This is a genomic window from Achromobacter sp. NPDC058515 (assembly GCF_042721735.1).
Classification (GTDB): Bacteria; Pseudomonadota; Gammaproteobacteria; order Burkholderiales; family Burkholderiaceae_B; genus Achromobacter.
The window spans coordinates 110,227-132,799 of record NZ_JBHXNI010000008.1 but is presented as its reverse complement, the minus strand read 5'-3'; the positions used below and the strand labels follow the sequence as shown (position 1 = coordinate 132,799).

Sequence of the window (22,573 nt, the reverse complement as noted above, 5' to 3'; positions counted from 1 at the left end):
TTTAAGGGGTTGACCCTATAGTAACTCCAAGGTGTTCAATTGCGTCATCAGCTTATTTGAAGGCTAGGACGATGTCTTTACCTACGGTCAAACAACACGAACATCCGCCCTCGGGGCACGGCGACGCCTGCTGCGGCGGCGGACACGCGCAGGACCCGAAGAAGCACGACCACGCAGAACCTGCCGGCGCGGCGCATGGCCACGGCCATAGCCACAGTCACGCCCATGTCCACGCGCCCGCCCCTGCGCACGCCGACGCGGCCTGCTGCGGTCACGAGCACGGCGCACAAGACTTCCGCCTCTCGGACGCCGGCGCGGCAACGCTTGCCGCCGGCCCCGGCCAGGTGCTGGCGCGCCTGCGCATCGGCCAGATGGACTGCCCCACCGAGGAAACGCTGATCCGCAAGAAGCTCGACGGCGTGGACGGCGTGCATGCGCTGGACTTCAACCTGATGCAGCGCGTCCTGACGGTGGTGCATGCCGAAGGCGCGCTGGACCGCATCGTCGCCGCCATCAAGTCGCTGGACATGACGCCCGAACCGCTGGCCGACGGCGCGCCGGGCACGCCCGCCCCCGCGGCCAAGCCCGTGAACTGGTGGCTGATCGGCGGCGCTGGCGCGCTGGCGGCGGTATCCGAGTTCTCGCATTTCGCCGGCTGGCCGCTGGCCCTCACCGCCGCGCTGGCCCTGGCGGCCATCCTGGCTTGCGGCGTGAGCACCTACCGCAAGGGCTGGATTGCCGTGCGCAACGGCAACCTGAACATCAACGCCTTGATGAGCATCGCCGTCACCGGCGCGGTGCTCATCGGCCAATGGCCCGAAGCGGCCATGGTGATGTTCCTGTTCAACGTGGCCGAGCTGATCGAAGCGCGCTCGCTGGACCGCGCGCGCAACGCCGTGCGCGGCTTGCTGGACCTGGCGCCGGAAACCGCCACGGTGCGCCAGGCCGACGGCAACTGGACCGAAGTGCCCGCCGCGCGCCTGCAGGCGGGCGACATCGTGCGTGTGCGCCCCGGCGAACGCATCGCCGCGGACGGCATCATCGTGAGCGGCAGTTCGGCCGTGGACCAGTCCCCCATCACCGGCGAAAGCCTGCCCGTCGAAAAGGCCCAGGACGATCCCGTCTACGCCGCCACCGTGAACGCTGCCGGCTCCTTCGAATACCGCGTCACCGCGGCGGCCGGCAACACCACGCTGGCGCGCATCATCCACGCGGTGGAGCAGGCGCAGGGCGCGCGCGCGCCTACCCAGCGCTTCATCGACCGCTTCTCGCGCATCTACACGCCCACCGTGGTAGGCGTCGCGCTGCTGGTGGCCGTCGTCCCGCCGCTGCTGTGGGGCCAGCCCTGGTTCGACGCCATCTACCGCGCGCTGGCGCTGCTGATCATCGCCTGCCCGTGCGCCCTGGTGATCTCCACCCCGGTCAGCATTGTCAGCGGCCTGACCGCGGCATCGCGCCGCGGCATCCTGGTCAAGGGCGGCGTCTACCTGGAAGAAGGCCGCAACCTGAAGTGGCTGGCGCTGGACAAGACCGGCACGCTGACGCACGGCAAGCCGGTGCAGACCGACCTGCAGGATTGGGATGCGCCGCGGCAACCCGGCCATCCCGCCGCCCTGATCGCGGCCAGCCTGGCGGCCCGGTCCGACCACCCCGTGTCGCTCGCCGTGGCCAACGCCGCGCGCGAAGCCGGCCACGCGCTGCTGGACGTGCAGGCCTTTACCGCCCTGCCCGGCCGCGGCGTCAGCGGCCAGGTAGACGGCGCGACCTTCCAACTGGGCAACCGCCGCCTGATGCGCGAACTTGGCGTCTCCACCGACCGGCTGGAGGCCCGCCTGGACGAACTGGAACGCCAGGGCAAGAGCGCCATCGCGCTGACCGACGGCAGCCGCGTGCTGGCGCTGGCCGCGGTGGCCGATACGGTCAAGCCGACCAGCGCCGCGGCCGTCGCCGATCTGCACGCCCTGGGCGTGCGCACGCTGATGCTGACGGGCGACAACACGCCCACGGCGCAGGCCATCGCGCAACAGGTCGGCATCGACGAAGCCCGCGGCGACCAGTTGCCAGAAGACAAGCTGGCCGCCATCGAAAGCAAGCTGGCCCCGGGCGCCCGGGTCGGCATGGTGGGCGACGGCATCAATGACGCGCCTGCGCTTGCCCGCGCCGACATCGGCTTCGCCATGGGCGCGGCCGGCACCGGCACCGCCATCGAGACGGCCGACGTGGCTCTCATGGACGACGACCTGCGCAAGATAGGCACGTTCCTGCGCCTGTCGCACGCCACGCATCGCGTGCTGATCCAGAACATCGTGCTGGCCCTGGGCATCAAGGCGGTGTTCCTGGCCCTGGCCATGACGGGCAACGCGACCCTCTGGATGGCCGTGTTCGCCGACGTGGGCGCCAGCCTGCTGGTGGTGGCCAACGGATTGCGCCTCTTGCGGGCGGCGCCGGCAAGCCACTGAGGCGGCCGGCGCGCGGTTGCGGGGTTTGCCGGGTTTGCGGGGTTTGCGGGGTTTGCCGGGGTTTGCCTTTATCATGGCGAAAAATAGAGCCGCCCCGCGCGCCGTCAAGGAGACTCCCGCTTGTCCGCAGGCACGAATTCGCCCTACCCGGCGCCGTTCCCCACCTTCGAATCATCCGATTTTTCGGGGGAAGGCTCGTTCTACTTCGACCTCGTGCGCCTGCAGGACCGCGACGATATCCCCCGTGGCTTCCTGCACCGGCACAACTACTACCACCTGCTCTGGATGAGCGAGGCGCGCGGCACGCACATGCTGGATTTCGAGCAGCACGAGGTGCGCGACCACTCGGTCTTCTTCCTGTCGCCCGGCCAGATCCACGCCTGGACATCCTCCGTCAAGCCGCGCGGCTATGTGCTGAACATCAGCACGGACTTCTTCGCGCACATGTTTCCGCGGGCGGACGACATCGCCAAGTTTCCCTTCTTCCACCTGGCGGGCGGGTCGCCGGCCATTTACCTCTCGCGCGAGCAGCATGACGGCATGCTGCCGCTGCTCAATGAAATCGAACGCGAAACGCGCGACCGCCAGACCGGGCGCTTCGACGTGGTGCGTTCGTACCTGCTGATACTGCTGACGCAGCTGCGCCGCCTTTATCCGGCCGACGAGCGCGAGGCCGCCGCCGGCCCCAGCTATTCGCTGGCCAAGCGCTTCACCATGCTGATCGAGGAGCGCTATCTGGATTTCGGCGCCATCCGGCAATACGCCGACGCGCTATGCGTCAGCGAACGCCAGCTCAACGAGGCGGTCAAGCGCAGCGTCGGGCGCACCGCCAGCCAGCTGGTGCAGGAGCGCATCGCGCTTGAGGCCAAGCGCCTGCTCAGCAATACGGCCCTGGGCGTCGCCGAAATCGCGTTCCAGCTGAACTTCGAGGACCCCGCCTACTTCGCCCGCTTCTTCAAGAAGCGCACCGGCTGCACGCCGGGCGATTTCCGCAAGAAATACTACCGCCCCGCCGATTGACGGCCGCGCCGGGCGGATCCGCGAAAAAGTGCAACACAAGCTCTGATCTGTCCTAACGCGTCCGGCTCCGGGCTGCGTAAAGTTCATCCGGACTCAACCCCCGCCGCCTTGCGGCCTGATTGAAACTGCGATGAACGACACTCCCAAATTGATGACGGGCGGCCAGCATGTGGTGCGCGCGCTGCTGGAACACGGCGTGGACACCGTTTTCGGCGTTCCCGGCGAAAGCTATCTGGACGTGCTGGATGCGCTCTACGCCGAACAGGAACGGATCCGCCTGGTGTCCTGCCGCCATGAGGGCGCCGCCGCCTTCATGGCCGAAGCGCACGGCAAGCTGACGGGCCGCCCGGGCATCTGCATGGTCACGCGCGGGCCCGGAGCCACCAACGCCAGCATCGGCGTGCAGACGGCGTTTCAGGATTCCACGCCGCTTATCGTGCTGGTGGGCCAGGTCGGCAGCGACATGGTGGAGCGCGAGGCGTTTCAGGAAATCGACTACCGCCGCATGTTCGGGCAGTTCACCAAATGGGTGGCGCAGATCGACAGCGCCGCGCGCGTCACCGAGTACATGAACCGCGCCTTCTCGGTGGCGATGTCCGGCCGGCCCGGCCCTGTCGTGCTGGCGCTGCCCGAGGACATGCTGACCGAATCGGCCTTTCCGCAGGCCTGCGGGACGATCCAGGTTCCCGAGGCGCATCCGGCGCCCGATGCGCTGGCCAGCATGCGCGCCTTGCTGGCCGGCGCGCGGCGGCCGCTGATGATCGTGGGCGGCTCGGGCTGGACCGGCGCGGGGCTGGACAGCCTGAACCGCTACGCCAGCCGGAACGGCCTGCCCGTGGCGTGCTCGTTCCGCCGCCAGGACCTGTTCGACAACCATCATCCGCAGTACGTGGGCGAGGTGGGCATAGGCGTGAATCCGGAGCTGGCCGAGGCCGTGCGCAGCGCCGACGTGATCCTGGCGGTGGGCGCGCGCCTGGGCGAGATGGTGACCGGCGGCTATACGCTGCTGCAATCTCCCGTGCCCAAACAGACGCTGGTCCATGTGCTGGCCAGCCCGGAAGAGCTCGGCCGCGTGTACCAGCCCGCCCTGAAGATACAGTCGGGCCTGAACGCCTTCGCCGGCATGGCCGCCGGACTCGATCCGCTGGACGCGGCGCCGTGGCGCGGCTGGCTCGATGGGCTGCGGCAGAGCTACCTGCGCTACGCGGAACCGCCCGCGGCCGACCTGCGCATGGACCCCGCGCGCGTCATCGTCGCCCTGCGCGAGCGGCTGGATCCGCGCGCCATCCTCACCAACGGCGCGGGCAATTACAGCGCCTGGGCGCACCGCTACTACCGCTTCAGCCACCCCGGCACCCAACTTGCGCCCACCAGCGGCGCCATGGGCTACGGCGTGCCCGCCGCGATTGCGGCGAAGCTGCGCCACCCCGGCCGGCAGGTGGTCTGCCTGGCCGGCGACGGTTGCTTCCTAATGACCTCGCAGGAGCTGGCCACCGTCAGGCAGCACCGCCTGGCCATCGTCTTCATCGTGTTCAACAACGGCATGTACGGCACGATCCGCATGCACCAGGAAGTGAACTACCCGGGCCGCGCCATCGGCACGGACCTGTGCAACCCCGACTTCGTGGCCTACGCGGAATCGTTCGGGGTGTCCGCCGAACGCGTGGCCCGCCACGAGGATTTCGCGCCCGCCCTGGCGCGCGCGCTGGACAGCGGTTCGCCCTATCTGATTGAACTCACGCTGGACCCCGAGGTGATTACGCCTCGGGCCACCCTGACAAGCCTGCGCGAAAAGGCGCGCCTTGCCGCATCCTGAAATCCAGGATCGGATTTGCCCACATAAAAAATATCCAACACTGGAGAGAGAGACATGAATACCCCCTTGCGCCCCCTGCGGCGGCTGGCCGCGGCTGCGATGCTGGCCGCGGCATCCCTGAGCGCGGCTGCGCCCGCCGCCGCCTCCGGCTACCCCGAACGCCCCTTGCGCATCATCGTCCCCTTCGCCGCGGGCGGCGCCACCGACGTGATCGCGCGCACCGTGGCGCAAGCCATGTCCTCCCGCCTGGGCCAGCCCGTGGTGGTGGAAAACAAGGCGGGCGCCAATGGCAACATCGGCGCCGTCATGGCGGCGCGGTCCGAGCCCGACGGCTATACCTTGCTGATGGCCACCTCCAGCCACGCCATCAATGCCACGCTGTATCACAAGCTGGACTACAGCCTCACGCGCGACTTCGCGGGTCTGTCGAACCTGGCGTCGGTGCCGTTGCTGCTGGTGGTGAACCCGTCCGTGCCGGCCAGGACGCCGCAAGAGCTGGCCGCCTACGCCAAGGCCAACGGCAACCGCGTGAACTATGCCTCGGGCGGCACCGGCACCGCATCGCACCTGGCGGGCGCCCAGTTCAACTCGCTGGCCGGCGCGCAGATGACGCACGTGCCCTACAAGGGAGGCTCGCAAGCGCTCAATGACCTCATGGGCGGCCAGGTCCAGATCATGTTCGCCAACCTGCCCGAAGTGCTGTCGCAAGTGCAGGCCGGCCGCCTGACGCCCATCGCCGTCACCGGCACGCAGCGCCACGCTTCCCTGCCCGATGTGCCGGCGTTTTCCGAGACGCCCTACCCGGCCATGAACGCCCGTTCGTGGTTCGGCCTCTTCGTGCCCGCCGCCACGCCGGCGCCCGTGGTGGAAAAGCTGTCGCAAGCCATCACGCAAGGCGTGGCCGATCCCGCCGTGCAGGACAAGCTGAAGGGACTGGGCGCCGATCCCGTCGGCGACGGCCATGCCGCCTTCCAGCAATACGTGAACCAGGAAGTGGCGCGCTGGAGCGCACTGGTGAAACAGTCCGGCGCCACGGCCGACTAACTATTTTTCCGCAACGCCAATCAAGGATTCACCATGCTTTACGACGTACGCACCTACACCTGCCGCGCAGGCACCATCAAGAAGCACCTGGCGCTCTATGCGGAGCACGGCTACGAGGTGCAAAGCCGCCACCTGGGCAAGCCCCTGGCCTACATGCAGACCGAGACGGGCAACGTCAACAGCTACATGCACATCTGGGTCTACGACAGCGCCGCCGACCGCGACGCCAAGCGCCGGGCGCTGCAGCAGGACCCCGCCTGGGCGGGCTACCTGGCAAAAAGCGCGGACGCCGGCTACCTGATCAGCCAGGAAAACCGGCTCATGACGCCCACGGCGTTCTTCAAGCCCTGATCCTCAGCCCGTCTGTTCTTCCTGCGGCCAGTCGCGCAGCACGGGCGCGTCCGGCGCGCCCGGCCCGACATCGCGCAAGTGGTCGTGCTGCAGCAAGGCCATGCGGTAGGCGTCGCGATAGTCGCCGTTGGAAAAGAACTCTTGCTTCAGCAGGCCTTCGATCTGGAAGCCGCAGCGTTCGTACACGTGCACGGCGGCGGTGTTGTCCTTGTCCACCACCAGATAGACCTTGTGCAGGTTCAGCACGCGGAACGCGTAGCCCACCGCGATGCGGGTCGCCGCCTTGGCGTAGCCCCGCCCCTGGTAGCTGGGCGCGATGATGATCTGGAATTCGGCGCGGCGGTGGATGTAGTCGATTTCCACCAGCTCGACCAGGCCGGCGGGCTGCCCGGTGTCGTGCTCGATGATGAAGCGCCGCTCGTTCTGGTCGTGCAAGTGGCGGTCATACAGGGCGACCAGTTCGTCGTAGGCCTCGTAAGGCTCTTCGAACCAATAACGCATGATGACGTCGTTATTGTTGATCTTGTGCACGAAGTGCAGGTCGCCGCGCTCCAGGGGGCGTATTTTGATATCGGATATTACCGACATAGTTACCTCCGAAAGTGTGCTCATTGTATGCCGGGCGAGAACGCCGGCAGCCGCAGTTCGATCCGCCGTATCAGCTCGTCGGCGGCCGACGACAGGGGCCGCCCCAGGCGCAGCAGCGCCTGGCACTCCGGCGCGCTCAGAATCGGGTGCGCGATCTCCAGCGCCACGAGTTCGCCGCTGGCGAGCTCATGGTGCACGCCCAGGTTGGGCATCAGCGTGACGCCCGCCCCGCTGAGCGCATATTGCTTGAGCACCCGCAGCGAATTCGTCGTCAGGCTGGGCGTCAGGTGGATGCGCTCGGTGAACTCCAGCAAATCCACCGCCTGGCGCAGCCCGTAGGGCGCGGACATCAGCGCAAACGGATACGGCAGGATGTCCGCGATGGTGAGCGGCGCGCCCCGTCTGGCCAGCGCGTGGCCGGGGGCCGCCAGCAGGCAGACCGGATGCTTGCGGCTCACGCGGCAGCGTAGCCGCGGGTCCACGGGCGGGTTGTAGGCCAGCCCGATATGCGCGGCGTCGGTCGCCACGGCTTCCACCACTTCGTTCACCGATCCCACGTTGACGCTGATGTTGATCTGCGGATACTCGATGCAAAACGGCCCGATCACATGCTCCATGAGGCTGTCGATAAAGCCTTCGCTGATCATCAGGTGCACGTTGCCGCGCTGCATGCCCCGCAATTCCTGCAGGCGCGCATTCAGGTGCTCCTGGTGCGCGCGGCAGCCCCGGTGGTATTCCAGCAGCATGTCGGCCGCCTCGGTGGGCGTCAGCCCGCGCGAGCGGCGCTCGAACAACTGCACCCCCAGCTCCTTTTCCAGCAGCTGGATCTGGCGGCTGATGACGGAAGCCGCCGTGTCGAGCTTGTCGGCGGCGCCCCGTATCGATCCGCAGGCCATGACCTCGTGGAAGTACTTCAGGCGGACCTGGCTGATTTCCTGCATATCCCGTGTTCCTCTTGCGCGCGCCGGTTCGGCCGCTGGTCGGTGCGTGGCGCGGGCGTTGCCCGCAAGGCAACGATAATTATCGCGCAGGTCATTGTTTGGCACACCACAGTCTTCCAATAATGGCGGCGACCGGAAACGCCAGCCGTTCCGGCGCCATTCAAAGCCACCGCGGGCATCGGACCCGCGCAGGAGACATGCATGCCCCATACGACCTCGCCGGGCGCCGACCCGCGCTTGGCCCCGCTTTATCGCAAGATCACGTGGCGCCTCTTGCCCTTCTTGCTGCTCTGTTACGTCTTTGCCTACCTGGACCGCATCAACATCGGCTTCGCCAAGCTGCAGATGCAGCAGGACATCGGCATCTCCGACGCGGTCTACGGCCTGGGCGCGGGCATCTTCTTCCTGGGCTACGTCATGTTCGAAGTGCCCAGCAATCTCTTGCTGACGCGCATCGGCGCGCGCCGCACCATCAGCCGCATCATGGTGCTATGGGGCCTGACCTCGGCATCGATGCTGTTCGTGCAGGGCGAATGGAGCTTCTACATCCTGCGCTTCATGCTGGGCGTGTTCGAAGCGGGCTTCGCCCCCGGCATGATCTTCTACCTGACCTACTGGTACTCGCAGTCCCGCATGGCGGGCGTGATGGCGGTGGTGATGCTGGCCGGCCCCATCGGCGGCATCGTCGGCGGCCCGGCGTCGGCGTGGATCATGACGGCCTTCTCGGGCGCGCACGGCCTGGAAGGCTGGCAATGGATGTTCCTGCTGGAAGGCCTGCCCTGCGTGCTGCTGGGCGTGGTGGCGTTCTATTTCCTGGACGACAAGCCCGCCGAGGCCCGCTGGCTCAGCGCCGGGGAAAAAGCGCTGCTGGCGGCCGACCTGGAATCGCGCGGCGCGCAGAAAAAGCACGCCTTCGCGCAGGTGCTGCGCGACCCGGCCATCTACGGCATGGCCCTCACCTACTTCTGCCTGATCTGCGGCATCTACGCCGTCAGCTTCTGGCTGCCCACGCTGCTCAAGATTGCCGGCGTCCAGAGCACGATGGAGATCGGCCTGTACTCCGCCATTCCCTACGTCGCCGCGGCCATCTTCATGCTGTGGTTCGCGCGCAGTTCGGACCGGATGCAGGAACGGCGCTGGCATACGCTGGCGCCGGCGCTGCTGGCGGGCATATCCCTGTGCGTGGCCACCGCCGCTCCGACGCAATTCGCGTTGTCCCTGACGGCCATCACGCTGGCCACGGGGTTCATGTGGGCCGCATACACGGTATTCTGGGCCATCCCTTCGCAGTACCTGCAAGGGGAAGCGGCGGCGGGCGGCATCGCCCTCATCAACAGCATCGGCCTGCTGGGCGGATTTCTCAGCCCTTCGATCATCGGCTGGTCCAAGCAAGCCACGGGGTCGCTGGCCAGCGGCCTGTACGTGATTTCGGCCTTGCTGGTGGCGGGCGCCCTGCTCCTGCTCGTCAACCGCCCCCCCCAACCCGCGCCGGCGCGCGCCTGACATCCGACCCACAGGAAACAATCATGCATATTCTGGTTGCTGGTTTCCAGCACGAGACCAACACTTTCGCGCCGTCCAAGGCCGGGTACGAGAATTTCGTCCGCGGCGAGGGCTTTCCCGCCATGGTGCGCGGCGAGGACATGCTGGCGCTGCGCGAGGTCAACATCCCGGCGGGCGGCTTCATCAATGCCGTGATGGCGCAGGGCCATACCGTGAAGACGGTGATCTGGGCGGGGGCCAGCCCCTCTGCCCACGTCACCCGCGACGCCTACGAGCGCATCGCCGGCGAAATCCTGGACGCGGCAAAGGCCGGCGCCTACGACGCCATCTACCTGGACCTGCACGGCGCGATGGTCGCCGAACACCTGGACGACGGCGAAGGCGAACTGCTAGCCCGCGTGCGCAAGATCGCCGGCCCCCACGTGCCGGTCGTCGCCAGCCTGGACCTGCACGCCAACGTCACCGCCGAAATGCTGCAAGAGGCCGACGGCCTGGTCGCGTTCCGCACCTATCCGCACGTGGACATGGCCGACACCGGCGAGCAGGCCGCGCGCCTGCTGCTGGCGCGCATCCAGGCGGGCGGGCAATGGGTGCGCCGCGAACGGCGCCTGCCCTTCCTGATTCCGATCAACGGCATGTGCACCATGCTGCAGCCTTCGCAAAGCGTGTACGACATGCTCGCGGGCCTGGAGCAGACGCCGGGCGTCGCGTCCATCTCGTTCGCGCCGGGCTTTCCGGCGGCGGATTTTCCGGAATGCGGGCCGGTGGCGTGGGCGTATGGCACGGATGCCGAGGCGGTCGAGCGCGTGACGGAAATGCTGTATGCCCGCGTGCTGGAGCTGGAACCGGAATGGTCGCCCGACTTCCTTGAACCCGCCGAGGCCGTGCGCCGCGCGCAAACCCTGGCCGCGGGCGCCGCGCGCCCGGTGGTCATCGCCGACACGCAGGACAATCCGGGCGCGGGCGGCGACGCCAACACCACGGGCATGCTGCGCGCGCTGGTGGCCGCGGATGCGCAGAACGCGGCGCTGGGCCTCTTCTATGATCCGGACGCCGTGCGCCAGGCCACGGCCGCGGGCGTGGGCGCCACCGTGAAGCTGAGCCTGGGCGGCCAGTCCGGCGTGGCGGGGGATTCCGCCTTCGAAGGCGAGTTTGTGGTCGAGACCCTGTCGCCCGGCAAGCTGCGCTTTGACGGCCCGATGATGCACGGCATGGATGTGGACCTGGGCGCCGTCGCGGGCTTGCGGATCGGCGGGGTGCGGGTCGTGGTCAGCGCCAGCAAGGCGCAGATGCTGGACCGCAACCTGTTCCGCGTGGGCGGCGTGCAGCCCGAGGAAATGGGGATACTGGTGGTGAAGAGCTCGGTGCACTTTCGCGCGGACTTCCAGCCCATCGCGCATGAGGTGCTGGTGGCCAAGGCGCCGGGCCCCATGCAGGCCGATCCCGCCGACCTGCCCTGGACCCGCCTGCAGCCCGGAATCCGGGTGCGGCCGCTGGGGCAGCCGTTCGCCGCGAAGTGAACGCGGGGACCCCGGCCCCTTACTTCAGCTTGCCCTGGGGGCTGACGAAATCTTCAAGCGTCAGCCCCTTTTCCTTGAGGATGGCCTCCAGCAGGGGCTGCAGCTTGCCCAGGGATTCCTGGACGGTTTCGCGCACCGTGTCGACCACGACCTGGGTGCTGCGTTCGATCTCGATATTGACGAAATCGCCCGCCTGCTTGTCCTCGAAGACCGTCATGCGGCGCGTTTCGGGGATCAGCCAGACCTCGAACCAGCCCTCGGCGCGGTTGACTTCCGACACGGTCAGGCTGGCGCCGTTGATGGCGATGTAGCCCTTGGCGAACACATACTTGCGAAAGGCCTCGGGGATGCTGAAGCGCATCAGGCGGTTGGTGTCGGACGACTTCACCATGACCACTTCGGACGTGAAGTCCACATGGCCAGACAAGGGGTGCCCGCCGATCTCGGCGCCGTCCTTGGCCGCGCGCTCGACGTTGGCGCGGTCGCCCTCGGCGTAGCTGCCCAGCGTGGTGATGGCCAGGCTTTGCAGCATGACGTCGAACGTCGCCTGGTTCTCCGGCAGGATTTCCGTGACCGTCAGGCAGACGCCGTCGGTGGACACGCTGGCGCCGATGGCCAGGTCAATGCAGAAACCAGGGGGAAATTCCAGCGTGAAGGTGCGCAGCCCTTCGCGATCGGCGATCTTCGCGATCTTCGCGGTGCCTTGAACAATACCGGTGAACATACGGATCCTGAATGCGGGGCGGCAGGCCCCAAAAAAGCAAAACATCAACGTTAACCGATATTCTGCCAGGGACCGCGCCGCCCGCCCGTCGTTCAATGACGGATGGCGATGGTCTTCAGGGTGGTGAAGCCGTACAGCGCTTCAAAACCCTTCTCGCGGCCGTAGCCCGACTGGCGCGAACCGCCGAACGGCAGTTCCACGCCGCCGCCCGCGCCGTAGTTGTTGACGAACACCTGTCCGGCGCGCAGCTTGCGGGCCAGGCGCATCTGGCGGCCGCCGTCGCGGGTCCAGACGCCGGCCACCAGGCCATACAGCGTGCCGTTGGCGATTTCCAGCGCCTCTTCCTCGGTGTCGAACACCATCGCGGCCAGCACCGGGCCGAAGACCTCTTCCTGCGCCAGGCGGCTGTCGGGCGGCACGTCGCGAAACAGCACGGGCGGCTGGTAGAAGCCGGCCTCGGGCGCGCCTTCCTTCAGCTTGCCGCGCGCGGCGACCTTCAGGCCCTGGCCTTCCGCTTCCGCCAGGAAGCCGCGCACGCGGTCGTGCTGGCGAGCGTTGATCAGGGGGCCGACGTCCAGGTCGGCGGCGGCCGGGCCGGTGACCGTGGCCGAAAACGCGTCCGACAGGCGCTTGAGCACGGTTTCATACACGCCGCGCTGGATCAGCACGCGGCTGCCGGCCGAGCACGTCTGGCCGGCGTTCTGGATGATGGCGGCCAGCAGCACCGGCATGGCGGCGTCCAGGTCGGCGTCGTCGAACACGATCTGCGGCGACTTGCCGCCCAGTTCCAGCGTGACGGGCACGTGGTTCTCGGCGGCGGCGTGGGCCACCATCTTGCCCGTCTGCGGCGAACCGGTGAACGAGATGTGGTCGATGCCGGGGTGCGCGGACAAGGCGGCGCCCGCTTCGTGGCCGTAGCCCGTGCAGATGTTCAGGGCGCCGGCGGGCAGGCCCGCCTCGGCGGCGATCTCGGCCAGCTTCAGGAGCGACAGGCAGGCGTCCTCGGCGGGCTTGACCACGCAGGCGTTGCCCGCGGCCAGCGCCGCGCCGACGCTGCGGCCGAAGATCTGCAAGGGGTAGTTCCAGGGCACGATGTGGCCGGTCACGCCATGCGCCTCGCGCACGGTCAGCACGGTGAAGCCCGGGGTGTAGGGAATGGTCTCGCCGTGCAGCTTGTCCACCGCGCCGGCGTAGAACTCGAAATAGCGCGCCACGGCGGCGGCGTCGGCGCGGGCCTGCTTGATGGGCTTGCCCGTGTCGGCCGATTCCAGCTGCGCCAGCTCTTCCTGGCGGTCCAGCAGGGCAAAGGCGATCTTCATGAGCAAGCGGCTGCGCGTGGCGGGCGCCATCTGGCCCCACTCGCCCTCGAATGCCGCGCGGGCGGCCTGGACGGCGCGGTCCACGTCGGCTTGGCCCGAGCGCGCGATCGCCTCGAAAGGCTTGCCATCGGACGGGTTCAGGACGGGAATGGTTTCACCGGTGGCCGCGGCCACCCATTGGTTGGCGATAAAGTTCTTCTGAGTCACGATGTGCGGAGTAAAGTAGCGGCCGGACGGCCGGTTGGCGGGAACAAGCGGGTCTCCAGGCGCCGCCGGCGGCATGGCCGGTTGCGCCGCCGGCGCGTCATGCGCGCGGGCGTTGTGGTGTGGTGTCAAGGTACGGGAGCCTCCCGGAACTTGTCAATTCGATTGACAGCTTTTGTCCCAAGCTTCAGGATATTTTCCTGGCAGCCCGGGTTATCCCTAACATTTCAGGGCCTTATGGTCCTGGCCGGCTTGTCAGCACGACTGACAAGCCGTCCCTATCGACAAGGAGCGCGCCGATGAGCGATGTGCGTGACCCGCAGCTGGAATCGCTGCTTGCCGCCGCGGCCCGCCCCCGCCCGGAGCTGGACGTGCTGGCCGAAGTGGCCTCGGGGCTGGGATATGTGCGCGCCGAGCGTTTTGCCGAGCGCGTCTACGAGAGCCTGTTCTACGCGATCGCCACCGGCAAGATCGCGCCGGGCAACAAGCTGCCCACGGAACTGGAGCTGGCCGCGCTGTTCGAGGTATCGCGCCCCGTGGTGCGCCAGGCGCTGGACCGGCTGCGCGAAGACCAGCTGGTGGACTCCATCCGCGGGTCCGGCACGTACGTGCGGGCCAAGCCCGACCTGATGGGCGGCATGCCCGCGGTGGACCCGGCGCGTCGGGTCGGCCACATCCTCGAAGGCCTGGAACTGCGAATGGTGATCGAGCCGGAGTGCGCCTACCTGGCCGCCCTGCGCCGAACCAGCGAAGACCTGCAGGAAATGGACCGCATGCTGACCGGCTACGAAGAGGCCGACGCCTCCGGCGCCATCGCCCACCACCACGACTACGGCTTTCACCGCGCCATCGCCGCGGCCACCAGCAACCAGCGCTTCGTGCAGGTGCTGAAGTCGCTGGAGTACGACGTGAGCCACGCCGTGAACGTCATGCGCCACCTGGTCCACAGCGAACCCTGGAAGCGCACCCGCGCCGCCATCGACGAACACCGCCATATCTACAAACTGATCCAGGATCAGGACGCCGAGGGCGCGCGCAACGTGATGCGCGCCCACATCGAGAAAGCCCGCAGCCGCATGCTGAACAGCGGCTCGGAACATTGAGCAGGAAGCCGTTTATTCATGTCATCGCAACGCCCGCATTTGAATCTGGACCAGCAACTCGTCATCGTCACCGGCGCCAGCCGCGGCCTGGGCGCCGCCATCGCGCAGGCCTTCCTGCGTGAAGGCGCCAAGGTCGTCATCAACTACCTGAACAGCGCCGAACGCGCCCAGGCGCTGGCGGCCACCGCGCCCGGCCGCGCCCTGGCGGTGCAGGCCGACGTGCGCGACCCCGCCGCCGTGGCCGCGATGTTCGCGCAGGCCAGCCAGCACTTCGGCCAGCCGGCCAGCACCGTCGTCAACAACGCCCTGCCCGCCTTCCAGTTCAACGGCGACGCCCGGCCCCACGCCGACACGCTGGACTGGGCCCAGATGAACGCGCAGCTCGAAGGCAGCGTGCGCGCCGCGCTCAACACCACCCAGGCCGCCCTGCCCGGCATGCGCGCCGCCGGCGGCGGACGCATCATCAACGTGGGCACCAACCTGGTCCAGAACCCGGTGGTGCCCTACCACGACTACACCGCCGCCAAGGCCGCGCTGCTGGCCTTCACCCGCACCCTCTCGCATGAGCTGGGCGCGGACGGCATCACTGTCAACATGGTGTCGGGCGGCCTGCTGCGCACGACCGACGCGTCCGCCGCCACGCCGGACGCGGTCTTCGACATGATCGCCGCCGGCACCCCGCTGCGCGAAGTCACCACGCCGGAGCAATTCGCCGACGCGGTGCTGTTCTTCGCCAGCCCCTGGTCGCGCGCCGTGACCGGGCAGAACCTGATTGTTGATGGCGGGCTGGTGAAGGGCTGAGGGGCAGGATAAGAATGATCAGCAGCGAAGGACTAAAGAGGATCGTCAGAATCCTCTCGGTCAGTGCCTGGGCCGGATTGGGATTGGCAATCCGCCCTATCCATTTTCTAGCTGGCATTGCCTCCCACCGTGGAAGGCGTGTTCGCGGGCGGTGTCAAGAAATCAATAACGGCGAACAGCAAACAAGCTTGATAAGCGCACTTCCGCCGGCTCAAACAGGCAATGGCTTTTGCCTCTGACTATCCAGCTTCCGGGGTAAGTTAAGATTGTCGCCACTCAGTTCAATGAAATAATGAGCCTGATGCGCAGCTAGATCGCGTCGCCTGAATTGTCTCGGGCCATTCGACGAAGGCTCAGACGGGAGATTGACCAGATATGAGCACGGCACGCGAACCACAGCCACTCACGCTGGTTGAAGCGTTGATCCCTGTCTTCAGCCTCATTTTCCTGATCGCGTTATCGTTTTATCTCTTCGGCGATGCTGCAGCAGCCGGACCGACTCAGATTGCGCTCGTCGTATCGAGCCTGATCGCCGTGGTGATCGCATGGCGGCGCGGCCATTCGCTCGGCTCGCTGCACGCGGCCGCGATCGAAAGCGTCAGCTCTGGAATCGGCGCCATCTTCATTCTCCTCGCAGTAGGATCACTAATAGGAACCTGGGCGCTCAGCGGTACGCTGATGGCGATGGTCTATTACGGCATGCAACTGCTGAGTCCCGCTTACTTCTACGTAACCGCGGCCGCGATTTGCGCCGTCGTGTCATTTTGCATAGGTAGTTCGTGGACGGTGGTCGGCACCATTGGCATCGGCCTCATGGGCATTGCGCTGAATATCGAGATGGACCCGGCCATCACCGCCGGGGCGGTGATATCTGGCGCCTATTTCGGAGACACGGTTTCGCCGCTCTCGGACTCAGCGAACCTGGCTGCAGGCGCAGCCGGTGTCGATCTTTACGTACATGTCCGTGAAACGGCTCTGACCTCCACCATAGCCTTGGCGATCGCGCTTGCAGTGTTCTGGTTGCTAGGCGGCTCCGGCGATTTCGACACAAGCAGCAAGGCTGCCGCCATCCAGGCCTCGTTCGATATGTCGCTGCTGTTGTTCTTGCCACTCGTCGTTGTCGTGGTTCTGGCGCTCCTGAAACTTCCTCCATTTACGACGATCTTCGCGGGAGCATTGGTGGCGGGTGTGCTCGCCGCGATCATGTCCCCGGAACGCGTGGCGACCTTTGCCCAGGTTGTGGGCCGTGACGAATTGCCGATGTGGCTGGCATGCATCAAGGGCGTTTGGCTGGCTCTGGCGAGCGGGTATGTGTCAACCACTGGCTACCCCGAGCTGGACCAGCTCCTGTCGCGCGGTGGCATGTCCAGCATGCTGGACACGGTATGGCTGATCGTCACCGCCCTTGCCTTCGGTGGCGTGGTCGAGAAGGCGGGTGTCCTGGATAAGCTCATCACGCCGATTATCGAGAGAATAAAATCGCCTGGCGGACTTATCACGTCCATGGTCGGCACCGTGTTTGCGACCAACGTCGTGACGGCCGATCAATATATCGCCATCGTTCTACCAGGCAGGATGTTCAAGACGACTTTCGCGCAGCGCGGTTTTGCGCCCGTCGTATTGTCACGCACCGTGGGCGCTGCAGCGACACCGACCTCGGCATTGGTTCCATGGAACAGTTGCGGCGCCTATATGGCCGCCACGCTTGGAGTTACAACCGCCAGCTACGCACCATACGCGCTCTTTAGCCTGTTGAGTCCGGTGCTCGTAATCGCCGTCGCTCTTGTCGGCCTGCGCATCCAGCGCAACCCGGACACCTTGGTGCAACCGCCTGAAGACTCTTAATAGAGACCATTTTGGTTCAGCGGCGCAGTTTTCGGTTTATCCACCGAGTTTCTGGCCCAGGCCATGGACGCCAAAGCTATCTGATCAGACGATCGAGAGCTCGTGGTCGCCAGCCAGCGAGCCCCGCCACGCGTTGTCGATGATGCCTTCATATGCCGCCGCGATGTCAGCCACCGGAAAGGCCTTGGCCAGGCGGGCAACGCCCAGTGCGTCGCGCAGCAGCGCATCCCGCGATGCCTCTTCGATGCCGAAGCTGCGCAGGTCGGTAGGGATGCCCAGCCGCGCGACCAGGGCGCGCAGTTCGACAGGCAGCCGGCGAACCGCGGCGTATCCGTCGGGCTCGGTGATGCCGAAGATTCGAGCGACTTCCAGAAGCTCCGGGAACCGCACATCGCGCAGCGCATCGATCACGTACGGCAGTATCACGGCGTTGGTGCTGCCATGGCTCTTGTGCGTCTGCCCCGCGATCGCGTAGGCAATCCCGTGGCCCGCGTTCAGGCCCGCGCTTCCGTATGAAAGCGCCGCGTAGATGCTTGCGTAAGACATGCCGATGCGCGCCTGCGTATCGTCGCCGCGGGTATAGGCGCGTTCCAGCCATGCCGCGCACAGGCGCATCGATTCCCTGGCGAACATCATGGTCAGCGACGAACGGCCGCTGTAGCCGGGATCCACACAGGAACCGCGCTCATAGAGCGCGCTATCGAGCGTGACGAAGGATTCGATAGCGTGGGTCAACGCGTCGATTCCGGCGTCCGCCGTGACTCGGGGAGGACATGTGTAGGTGAACTCCGGGTCGACAAGGGCAAGCAGAGGACGCAGGGCGTTGTCCATCACCGCGACCTTGGTGGCATTGTCCGGATCCAGCAGGATCGCGCCAGGCGTTGCCTCCGATCCCGTGCCTGATGTCGTGGGCAGGGCAATCAGCGGCAGCGGCTTGCAACCTGCCAGGTCCCCGATGAAGTCCTGCACGGGCCTGCCCCGAGGCAGGGTAAGGCAGAGGGCCTTCGCAAGATCTATGTTGCTGCCGCCTCCCAGCGCGATGACGTGGTCGGGCATCTGGCCATCGAGCGCCCGCAGGACGCTTGCGGTGGCCTCGTTGCACAGCGTGGTTGTCGGGTCCGGCTCGCCGCCGTCGAACACAAAGTACCGAATGCCCAGCGCCCTGGACGCGTCGACGAGCTCTCGCACCCAGGGCGTGTTGTTGACGAAATAGCTGTCGGTTACCACCACGCCACGCCGATAACCCAGGCGTTCGAGCAGCGCAGGCAACTCGCGGCGCGCGCCGCAGCCGATGATCAGGCGACCAGGAGCACAGAAGTGGACGAGGTCTTCAGGTCTCATTTGACGGTCTCCGGATTATGGGTGGCGGCAGGCGATATCGAATCCAGGAAGCGCCGGATCTGGTCCGAGACCTCCGCGGTGTTCTCGGTGAGCACTCCGTGGCCCGCGCCCGCAATAATGTGCCGCGATGCTTGCTGCAGCCCGCTGGCGAGCCGCAGGCCGTGCGCCACGGGTGAGTCAGGATCGTCGCTGCCATGGATGACGATGGCCGGCTCTGGAATTGCCGCAAGCGAACCGCGATGGTCAAGCTTGCGTATACACCGCCAGGTGCCTGCAACGGCCGCATGGTCAGCCGCCTCGCGCAGCCCCAGCCGCCGCTCGCGATCCGCTGCCTCGCGCAGCAGTTGCTCGCCGTCGCTCTTGAACCAGGACGTTTGCGCGAGGCAGTCTGTTCCCGAAGCCAGAACCAGTCCGGCGGGCCGCGGTGCGCCCTGGCGGCGCAGGTACTCCAGGATCACCGAGACGCCCATGCTCCAGCCGGCGAGTACGAACGTGGCGTCCATGCAGCATGCGCGTATCGCGGCCTCGAGGTCGTCGGCGTAACGACCCAGCGCATAGTCCCGGGCATCTCTCGGAACGATGGAGCCTCCCCTGCCGCGCAGGTTCGGCAGCACCCAGGTCGCGGCGTCGGCCAATGTTTCGACCACGGGCATCCACGAACTTCGCGTGCCCTGGATGCCATGTATGGCCACCACGCGCAGCGGCCCGGTTCCTCTTGTTTCGATGTCCACTATCTGCACCCGTATCGTAATGTACAGCTTATATATCTTAAGGCGATGACTGATGTTTTGCTATCCTTTCACCGTCGATGACGAAGGAGAAATGGATTGGCCAGAGCAGCAAGTTCCAGGAACGTGACCCCGGCGCGCAAGGGTGGCTCTCTCCTGCCCGATACCGCGCTGCTGGAGTCGAAGTCCAAACTCAACGACGTGGCCTACCAGCTTCTGGAAGAGGCCATCGTGACGCTGAGAATCCCTCCCGGCGCGCTGGTTTCGGAGCAGAGGCTCAGCGAAATGACCGGAGTCGGGCGCACTCCGCTGCGCGAGGCGGTACAGCGGCTGGCGCGGGAACACTTGATCGTGGTGATGCCGCAGCGCGGCTTGCAGATCCCCACGATAGACATCGGCAAGCAGCTTCGTCTGCTGGAGACCCGGCGGGAGATTGAACGGCTCATCTGCCGAAGCGCGGCCAAGCGTGCGACGCCGGCCGAGCGCAAGAGCTTCGAGCGGCTGGCCAGCGAATTCAGCGCGGCGGGTGTCAAGAACAACGATGTCGCGTTCATGCGTTCCGACCGGGAGTTCAATGAACTGTGCCTGGTCGTGGCGCGCAACGAATTCGCAGAGAGCGCAATGCGGGCCCTGCACGGCCTCTCGCGGCGCTTCTGGTATCTGCATTACAAGCAGGCTGCGGACCTGCCCGAGATGGCGCGCCTGCATTCGGCGGTCGCGTCCGCCATTGCGCGCGGAGACGTCGCCGGGGCGGGCGAGGCGCTGGACCGGCTGGTGGACAATGTCGAAACATTCACCAAGGCCACGGTCACGCTCGATCAGATCTGAAGCGCCGCGCACGCCCCCCGCCGCGGCGCCTTTGCCCGATAGCGGAACCGACATCTAGCGCGCCTGCATCGCGGCCGCCTCTTCATCCGAAAGCTGCGGACCGTCCAGCGTGACGCGGGAGTGGTCGCTACGAAACCGCGCGATCACCGGCCGGAGCTCATCCTTCACGTACTTCTCGCTGTAGCCGTTGAAGAGGTGCCCGATGAGCCCCCGACGCAGATCCGTGGTGCCCATGAACCAATCGGCGATGGGAAACGTCAGGTTCATGTTGTATTTCATCATGATCCCCAAGTTGTGGTGAGCAGTGTGATGCCGGCGGATCGTATTGATGAAGGGCATGTTGCGCACGAACCAGTTGTCGTGCACGTGGCAGCAGTAGTGAAAGGTCTCATAGACCATGTAGAGCCCCACCATCGTCAAGAAGACGATGTAGCCGGCATTTGCATTGAAGATCAACGAGGCGGCATACCCCAGGCAGGTCCCGGCTACCCCCAGCGTAATCAGCACGCGCCAAGGAAAGAAAACGATCCGAAATTCCTTGGTGGTGTCGATCGTGGGCTCAAGGTCCGTGAAGTACTGGTGATGCTGCCGCGTGTGCCGCTCGTAGATGGCCCGCAAGGCGAAGACATCGATGCGGCGGTGCATCACATAACGGTGCATGAACCACTCGACGAAATTTCCCGCCAGGAATACCGGGACGATCAGGAACCACTCCCAGGTCGCGCCCTGGATCTGCCGCAGGCAATACCAGACTGCCGCGGCGCCGACCCCGTACATGACGCCGATGTGCAGCAGCCCGTTGTACAGCGGGCTGATATCCGCCTTGTACTGCTCGCGAAATTTGCGTTGCCGTTCCGTCATCATGGCTGCACCCCTGTATTACACAACTTATATATTAGTTGAATCCAAAAGCGCGGACCTCAGTACAAACCCGCCTAAGATATTTATTGAACTCAACTAATATATAAGTTGAACAACAAGACCGCACAACCAGGACTGGAGACAAACCATGGATATTTCCGTGCGCGCGTTGGCTTCACGCGCAAGTGTTGCTGCACGCCTCGAGCGCCTCCCGATGACGCACTATCAGAGGCGCCTGTTCGCAATCATTGCGACCGCCTGGTTCTTCGATTCGATGGACCTCGGCATCATGACCTTCGTCCTGGGCTCGATCAAGGCCGAGTTCGGCCTGACGGCGGCGCAGACAGGCCTGCTGGCCAGCTCCAGTTTCCTCGGCATGTTTCTTGGCGCCGCGATCGCCGGGCTGCTTGCGGACAGGTACGGCCGCAAGCCGGTGTTCCAGGTGAGCATGATCTTCTGGGGGGTGGGCAGCCTGATGTGCGGCTTCGCCCAGGACGTGAACACTCTGATGGCGTTCCGCGTGCTGCTCGGCTTCGGCATGGGCATGGAGTTTCCAATCGGCCTGTCGATGGTCTCCGAGATCGTTCCCGCCAAGAGCCGCGGACGATACGTGGCGGTTCTGGAAGGGTTCTGGCCGATCGGCTTCATCGCCGCGGGCATCGTGGCCTACCTCTGCCTGCCGCTGATTGGATGGCGCGGGATCTTCATTGCCCTGGCTATCCCCGCCGTGTTCGTCTTTGTCGTGCGCCGCTATGTGCCGGAGTCGCCACGCTGGCTTGAAGACGCCGGGCGCACGGAGGAGGCAGATGCGGTAACTGGCCGATTCGAGCATGCCGTCATGCGCTCGGGCCGCCTGGGCAGCCTGCCGGACGTGGCGGTATCGGCACCGCAGGCGCGCGAGGACCGCCGCGCATTGTTCGCGGAGATCTGGCAAGGCGTCTATGCCAAGCGCACCGCGATGCTCTGGATCCTGTGGCTGTTCGCCTTGCTGGGATATTACGGACTGACAACCTGGCTGGGCGCGCTATTGCAGCAGGCAGGCTACGAAGCCACAAAGTCGGTCCTGTACACCGTGTATATCTCGCTGGCGGGCATACCCGGATTCATCTTTGCCGCATGGCTGCTGGAAGCCTGGGGCCGCAAGCCCACCTGTGTGCTGACCTTGCTCGGCAGCGCGGCCTTCGCCTATCTCTACGGGCAGGCCGCGGCCACGCAAGCCCCCCTGGCCTACCTCATCGGGGCAGGACTTTGCATGCAGTTCTTCCTGTTCGGCATGTGGTCGGTGCTGTACGCCTACACGCCGGAGCTGTATCCCACCCGCTCCCGCGCAACCGGCGCAGGCTTTGCCTCATCGATCGGCCGCATCGGCTCCCTGGCTGGCCCCTACGTGGTCGGCGTCCTGCTGCCTGTTGCCGGCCAAGGCGGCATCTTCGCGCTTGGCGCGGCATCCTTCGTGATTGCTGCGCTTGTTGTCGTCCTGCTCGGGGTGGAGACCAAGGGGCGGTCGCTGGAGGAGCTTTCGCACTGATTGCTGGCGGCCGCGTCCGCTCACGGTGAACGGACGCCTACCCTTGGAT

19 protein-coding genes are annotated in these 22,573 nt (G+C 66.1%); 12 read left to right on the top strand and 7 right to left on the bottom strand.

The genetic code is table 11. The annotated features are described in order from the left end of the window. The first annotated feature begins 71 nt into the window (after positions 1–71). The 5 genes from ACFWP0_RS15835 (at position 72) to ACFWP0_RS15815 (ending at position 6,690) form a co-directional block, all read left to right on the top strand. On the top strand, positions 72–2,459 hold the full coding sequence (locus ACFWP0_RS15835) for a heavy metal translocating P-type ATPase (protein WP_377843574.1): 2,388 nt from the start codon (positions 72–74) through the stop codon (positions 2,457–2,459). Positions 2,460–2,579: 120 nt separating this feature from the next. Next, positions 2,580–3,479 (top strand): helix-turn-helix domain-containing protein, encoded by a 900-nt coding sequence (locus ACFWP0_RS15830; protein ID WP_377843573.1) that lies wholly within the window; start codon positions 2,580–2,582, stop codon positions 3,477–3,479. Positions 3,480–3,609: 130 nt separating this feature from the next. Continuing rightward, on the top strand, positions 3,610–5,295 hold the full coding sequence (locus tag ACFWP0_RS15825; protein ID WP_377843571.1) for a thiamine pyrophosphate-binding protein: 1,686 nt from the start codon (positions 3,610–3,612) through the stop codon (positions 5,293–5,295). Between the two features lie 54 nt (positions 5,296–5,349). Beyond that, positions 5,350–6,339, top strand: a complete 990-nt coding sequence (locus ACFWP0_RS15820; protein ID WP_377843570.1) for a tripartite tricarboxylate transporter substrate binding protein — start codon at positions 5,350–5,352, stop codon at positions 6,337–6,339. Between the two features lie 33 nt (positions 6,340–6,372). Continuing rightward, entirely contained in the window at positions 6,373–6,690 is a 318-nt protein-coding gene (locus tag ACFWP0_RS15815) for an NIPSNAP family protein (protein ID WP_057286563.1), read from the top strand. A 3-nt stretch (positions 6,691–6,693) separates the two neighbouring features. On the opposite strand, the gene speG is transcribed toward ACFWP0_RS15815, so the two are convergent. Further along, positions 6,694–7,278: a spermidine N1-acetyltransferase gene (gene speG, locus ACFWP0_RS15810; protein WP_377843569.1), complete on the bottom strand. Its 585-nt coding sequence runs from the start codon at positions 7,276–7,278 to the stop codon at positions 6,694–6,696. A gap of 20 nt (positions 7,279–7,298) precedes the next feature. Continuing rightward, entirely contained in the window at positions 7,299–8,219 is a 921-nt protein-coding gene (locus tag ACFWP0_RS15805; protein WP_377843567.1) for a LysR family transcriptional regulator, read from the bottom strand. Between the two features lie 201 nt (positions 8,220–8,420). Between ACFWP0_RS15805 and ACFWP0_RS15800 the strand changes: the two genes are divergently transcribed. Continuing rightward, the gene (locus tag ACFWP0_RS15800; protein ID WP_377843565.1) at positions 8,421–9,722 is read left to right on the top strand and encodes an MFS transporter; all 1,302 of its coding nucleotides are present in this window, start codon (positions 8,421–8,423) and stop codon (positions 9,720–9,722) included. A 23-nt stretch (positions 9,723–9,745) separates the two neighbouring features. Then, a complete protein-coding gene (locus ACFWP0_RS15795) occupies positions 9,746–11,242 on the top strand; it encodes a M81 family metallopeptidase (RefSeq protein ID WP_377843564.1) in 1,497 nt (498 codons plus the stop codon). A 19-nt stretch (positions 11,243–11,261) separates the two neighbouring features. Here the strand turns inward: ACFWP0_RS15795 and ACFWP0_RS15790 are convergent, their stop codons facing one another. Continuing rightward, complete coding sequence (locus ACFWP0_RS15790) at positions 11,262–11,966, bottom strand: riboflavin synthase subunit alpha (RefSeq protein ID WP_377843562.1); 705 nt, start codon at positions 11,964–11,966, stop codon at positions 11,262–11,264. A gap of 92 nt (positions 11,967–12,058) precedes the next feature. Next, a complete protein-coding gene (locus tag ACFWP0_RS15785; RefSeq protein WP_377843759.1) occupies positions 12,059–13,495 on the bottom strand; it encodes an aldehyde dehydrogenase family protein in 1,437 nt (478 codons plus the stop codon). A 293-nt stretch (positions 13,496–13,788) separates the two neighbouring features. On the opposite strand from ACFWP0_RS15785, the gene ACFWP0_RS15780 reads away from it, so the two are divergent. The 3 genes from ACFWP0_RS15780 to ACFWP0_RS15770 all read left to right on the top strand — a co-directional run bounded on the left by ACFWP0_RS15780 (position 13,789) and on the right by ACFWP0_RS15770 (position 17,238). After that, complete coding sequence (locus ACFWP0_RS15780; protein WP_377843561.1) at positions 13,789–14,592, top strand: FadR/GntR family transcriptional regulator; 804 nt, start codon at positions 13,789–13,791, stop codon at positions 14,590–14,592. Positions 14,593–14,610: 18 nt separating this feature from the next. Continuing rightward, positions 14,611–15,393: a 3-oxoacyl-ACP reductase gene (locus ACFWP0_RS15775; protein WP_377843559.1), complete on the top strand. Its 783-nt coding sequence runs from the start codon at positions 14,611–14,613 to the stop codon at positions 15,391–15,393. Between the two features lie 375 nt (positions 15,394–15,768). Then, positions 15,769–17,238: a Na+/H+ antiporter NhaC family protein gene (locus tag ACFWP0_RS15770; protein WP_377843558.1), complete on the top strand. Its 1,470-nt coding sequence runs from the start codon at positions 15,769–15,771 to the stop codon at positions 17,236–17,238. Positions 17,239–17,322: 84 nt separating this feature from the next. On the opposite strand, the gene ACFWP0_RS15765 is transcribed toward ACFWP0_RS15770, so the two are convergent. Together ACFWP0_RS15765 and ACFWP0_RS15760 are read right to left on the bottom strand one after the other, a co-directional pair. Beyond that, positions 17,323–18,579: an iron-containing alcohol dehydrogenase gene (locus ACFWP0_RS15765; protein ID WP_377843556.1), complete on the bottom strand. Its 1,257-nt coding sequence runs from the start codon at positions 18,577–18,579 to the stop codon at positions 17,323–17,325. Continuing rightward, the gene (locus ACFWP0_RS15760; protein WP_377843555.1) at positions 18,576–19,310 is read right to left on the bottom strand and encodes an alpha/beta fold hydrolase; all 735 of its coding nucleotides are present in this window, start codon (positions 19,308–19,310) and stop codon (positions 18,576–18,578) included. The genes ACFWP0_RS15765 and ACFWP0_RS15760 overlap by 4 nt, the downstream gene beginning before the upstream one ends. 153 nt (positions 19,311–19,463) lie before the next feature. Here ACFWP0_RS15760 and ACFWP0_RS15755 point away from each other — a divergent pair, with 153 nt between their 5' ends. Continuing rightward, entirely contained in the window at positions 19,464–20,135 is a 672-nt protein-coding gene (locus ACFWP0_RS15755) for a GntR family transcriptional regulator (protein WP_377843757.1), read from the top strand. 54 nt (positions 20,136–20,189) lie between these two features. On the opposite strand, the gene ACFWP0_RS15750 is transcribed toward ACFWP0_RS15755, so the two are convergent. After that, positions 20,190–20,999, bottom strand: a complete 810-nt coding sequence (locus ACFWP0_RS15750; RefSeq protein WP_377843553.1) for a sterol desaturase family protein — start codon at positions 20,997–20,999, stop codon at positions 20,190–20,192. A 145-nt stretch (positions 21,000–21,144) separates the two neighbouring features. On the opposite strand from ACFWP0_RS15750, the gene ACFWP0_RS15745 reads away from it, so the two are divergent. Continuing rightward, positions 21,145–22,524, top strand: a complete 1,380-nt coding sequence (locus ACFWP0_RS15745) for an MFS transporter (RefSeq protein ID WP_377843552.1) — start codon at positions 21,145–21,147, stop codon at positions 22,522–22,524. The last annotated feature ends 49 nt before the right edge of the window (positions 22,525–22,573 follow it).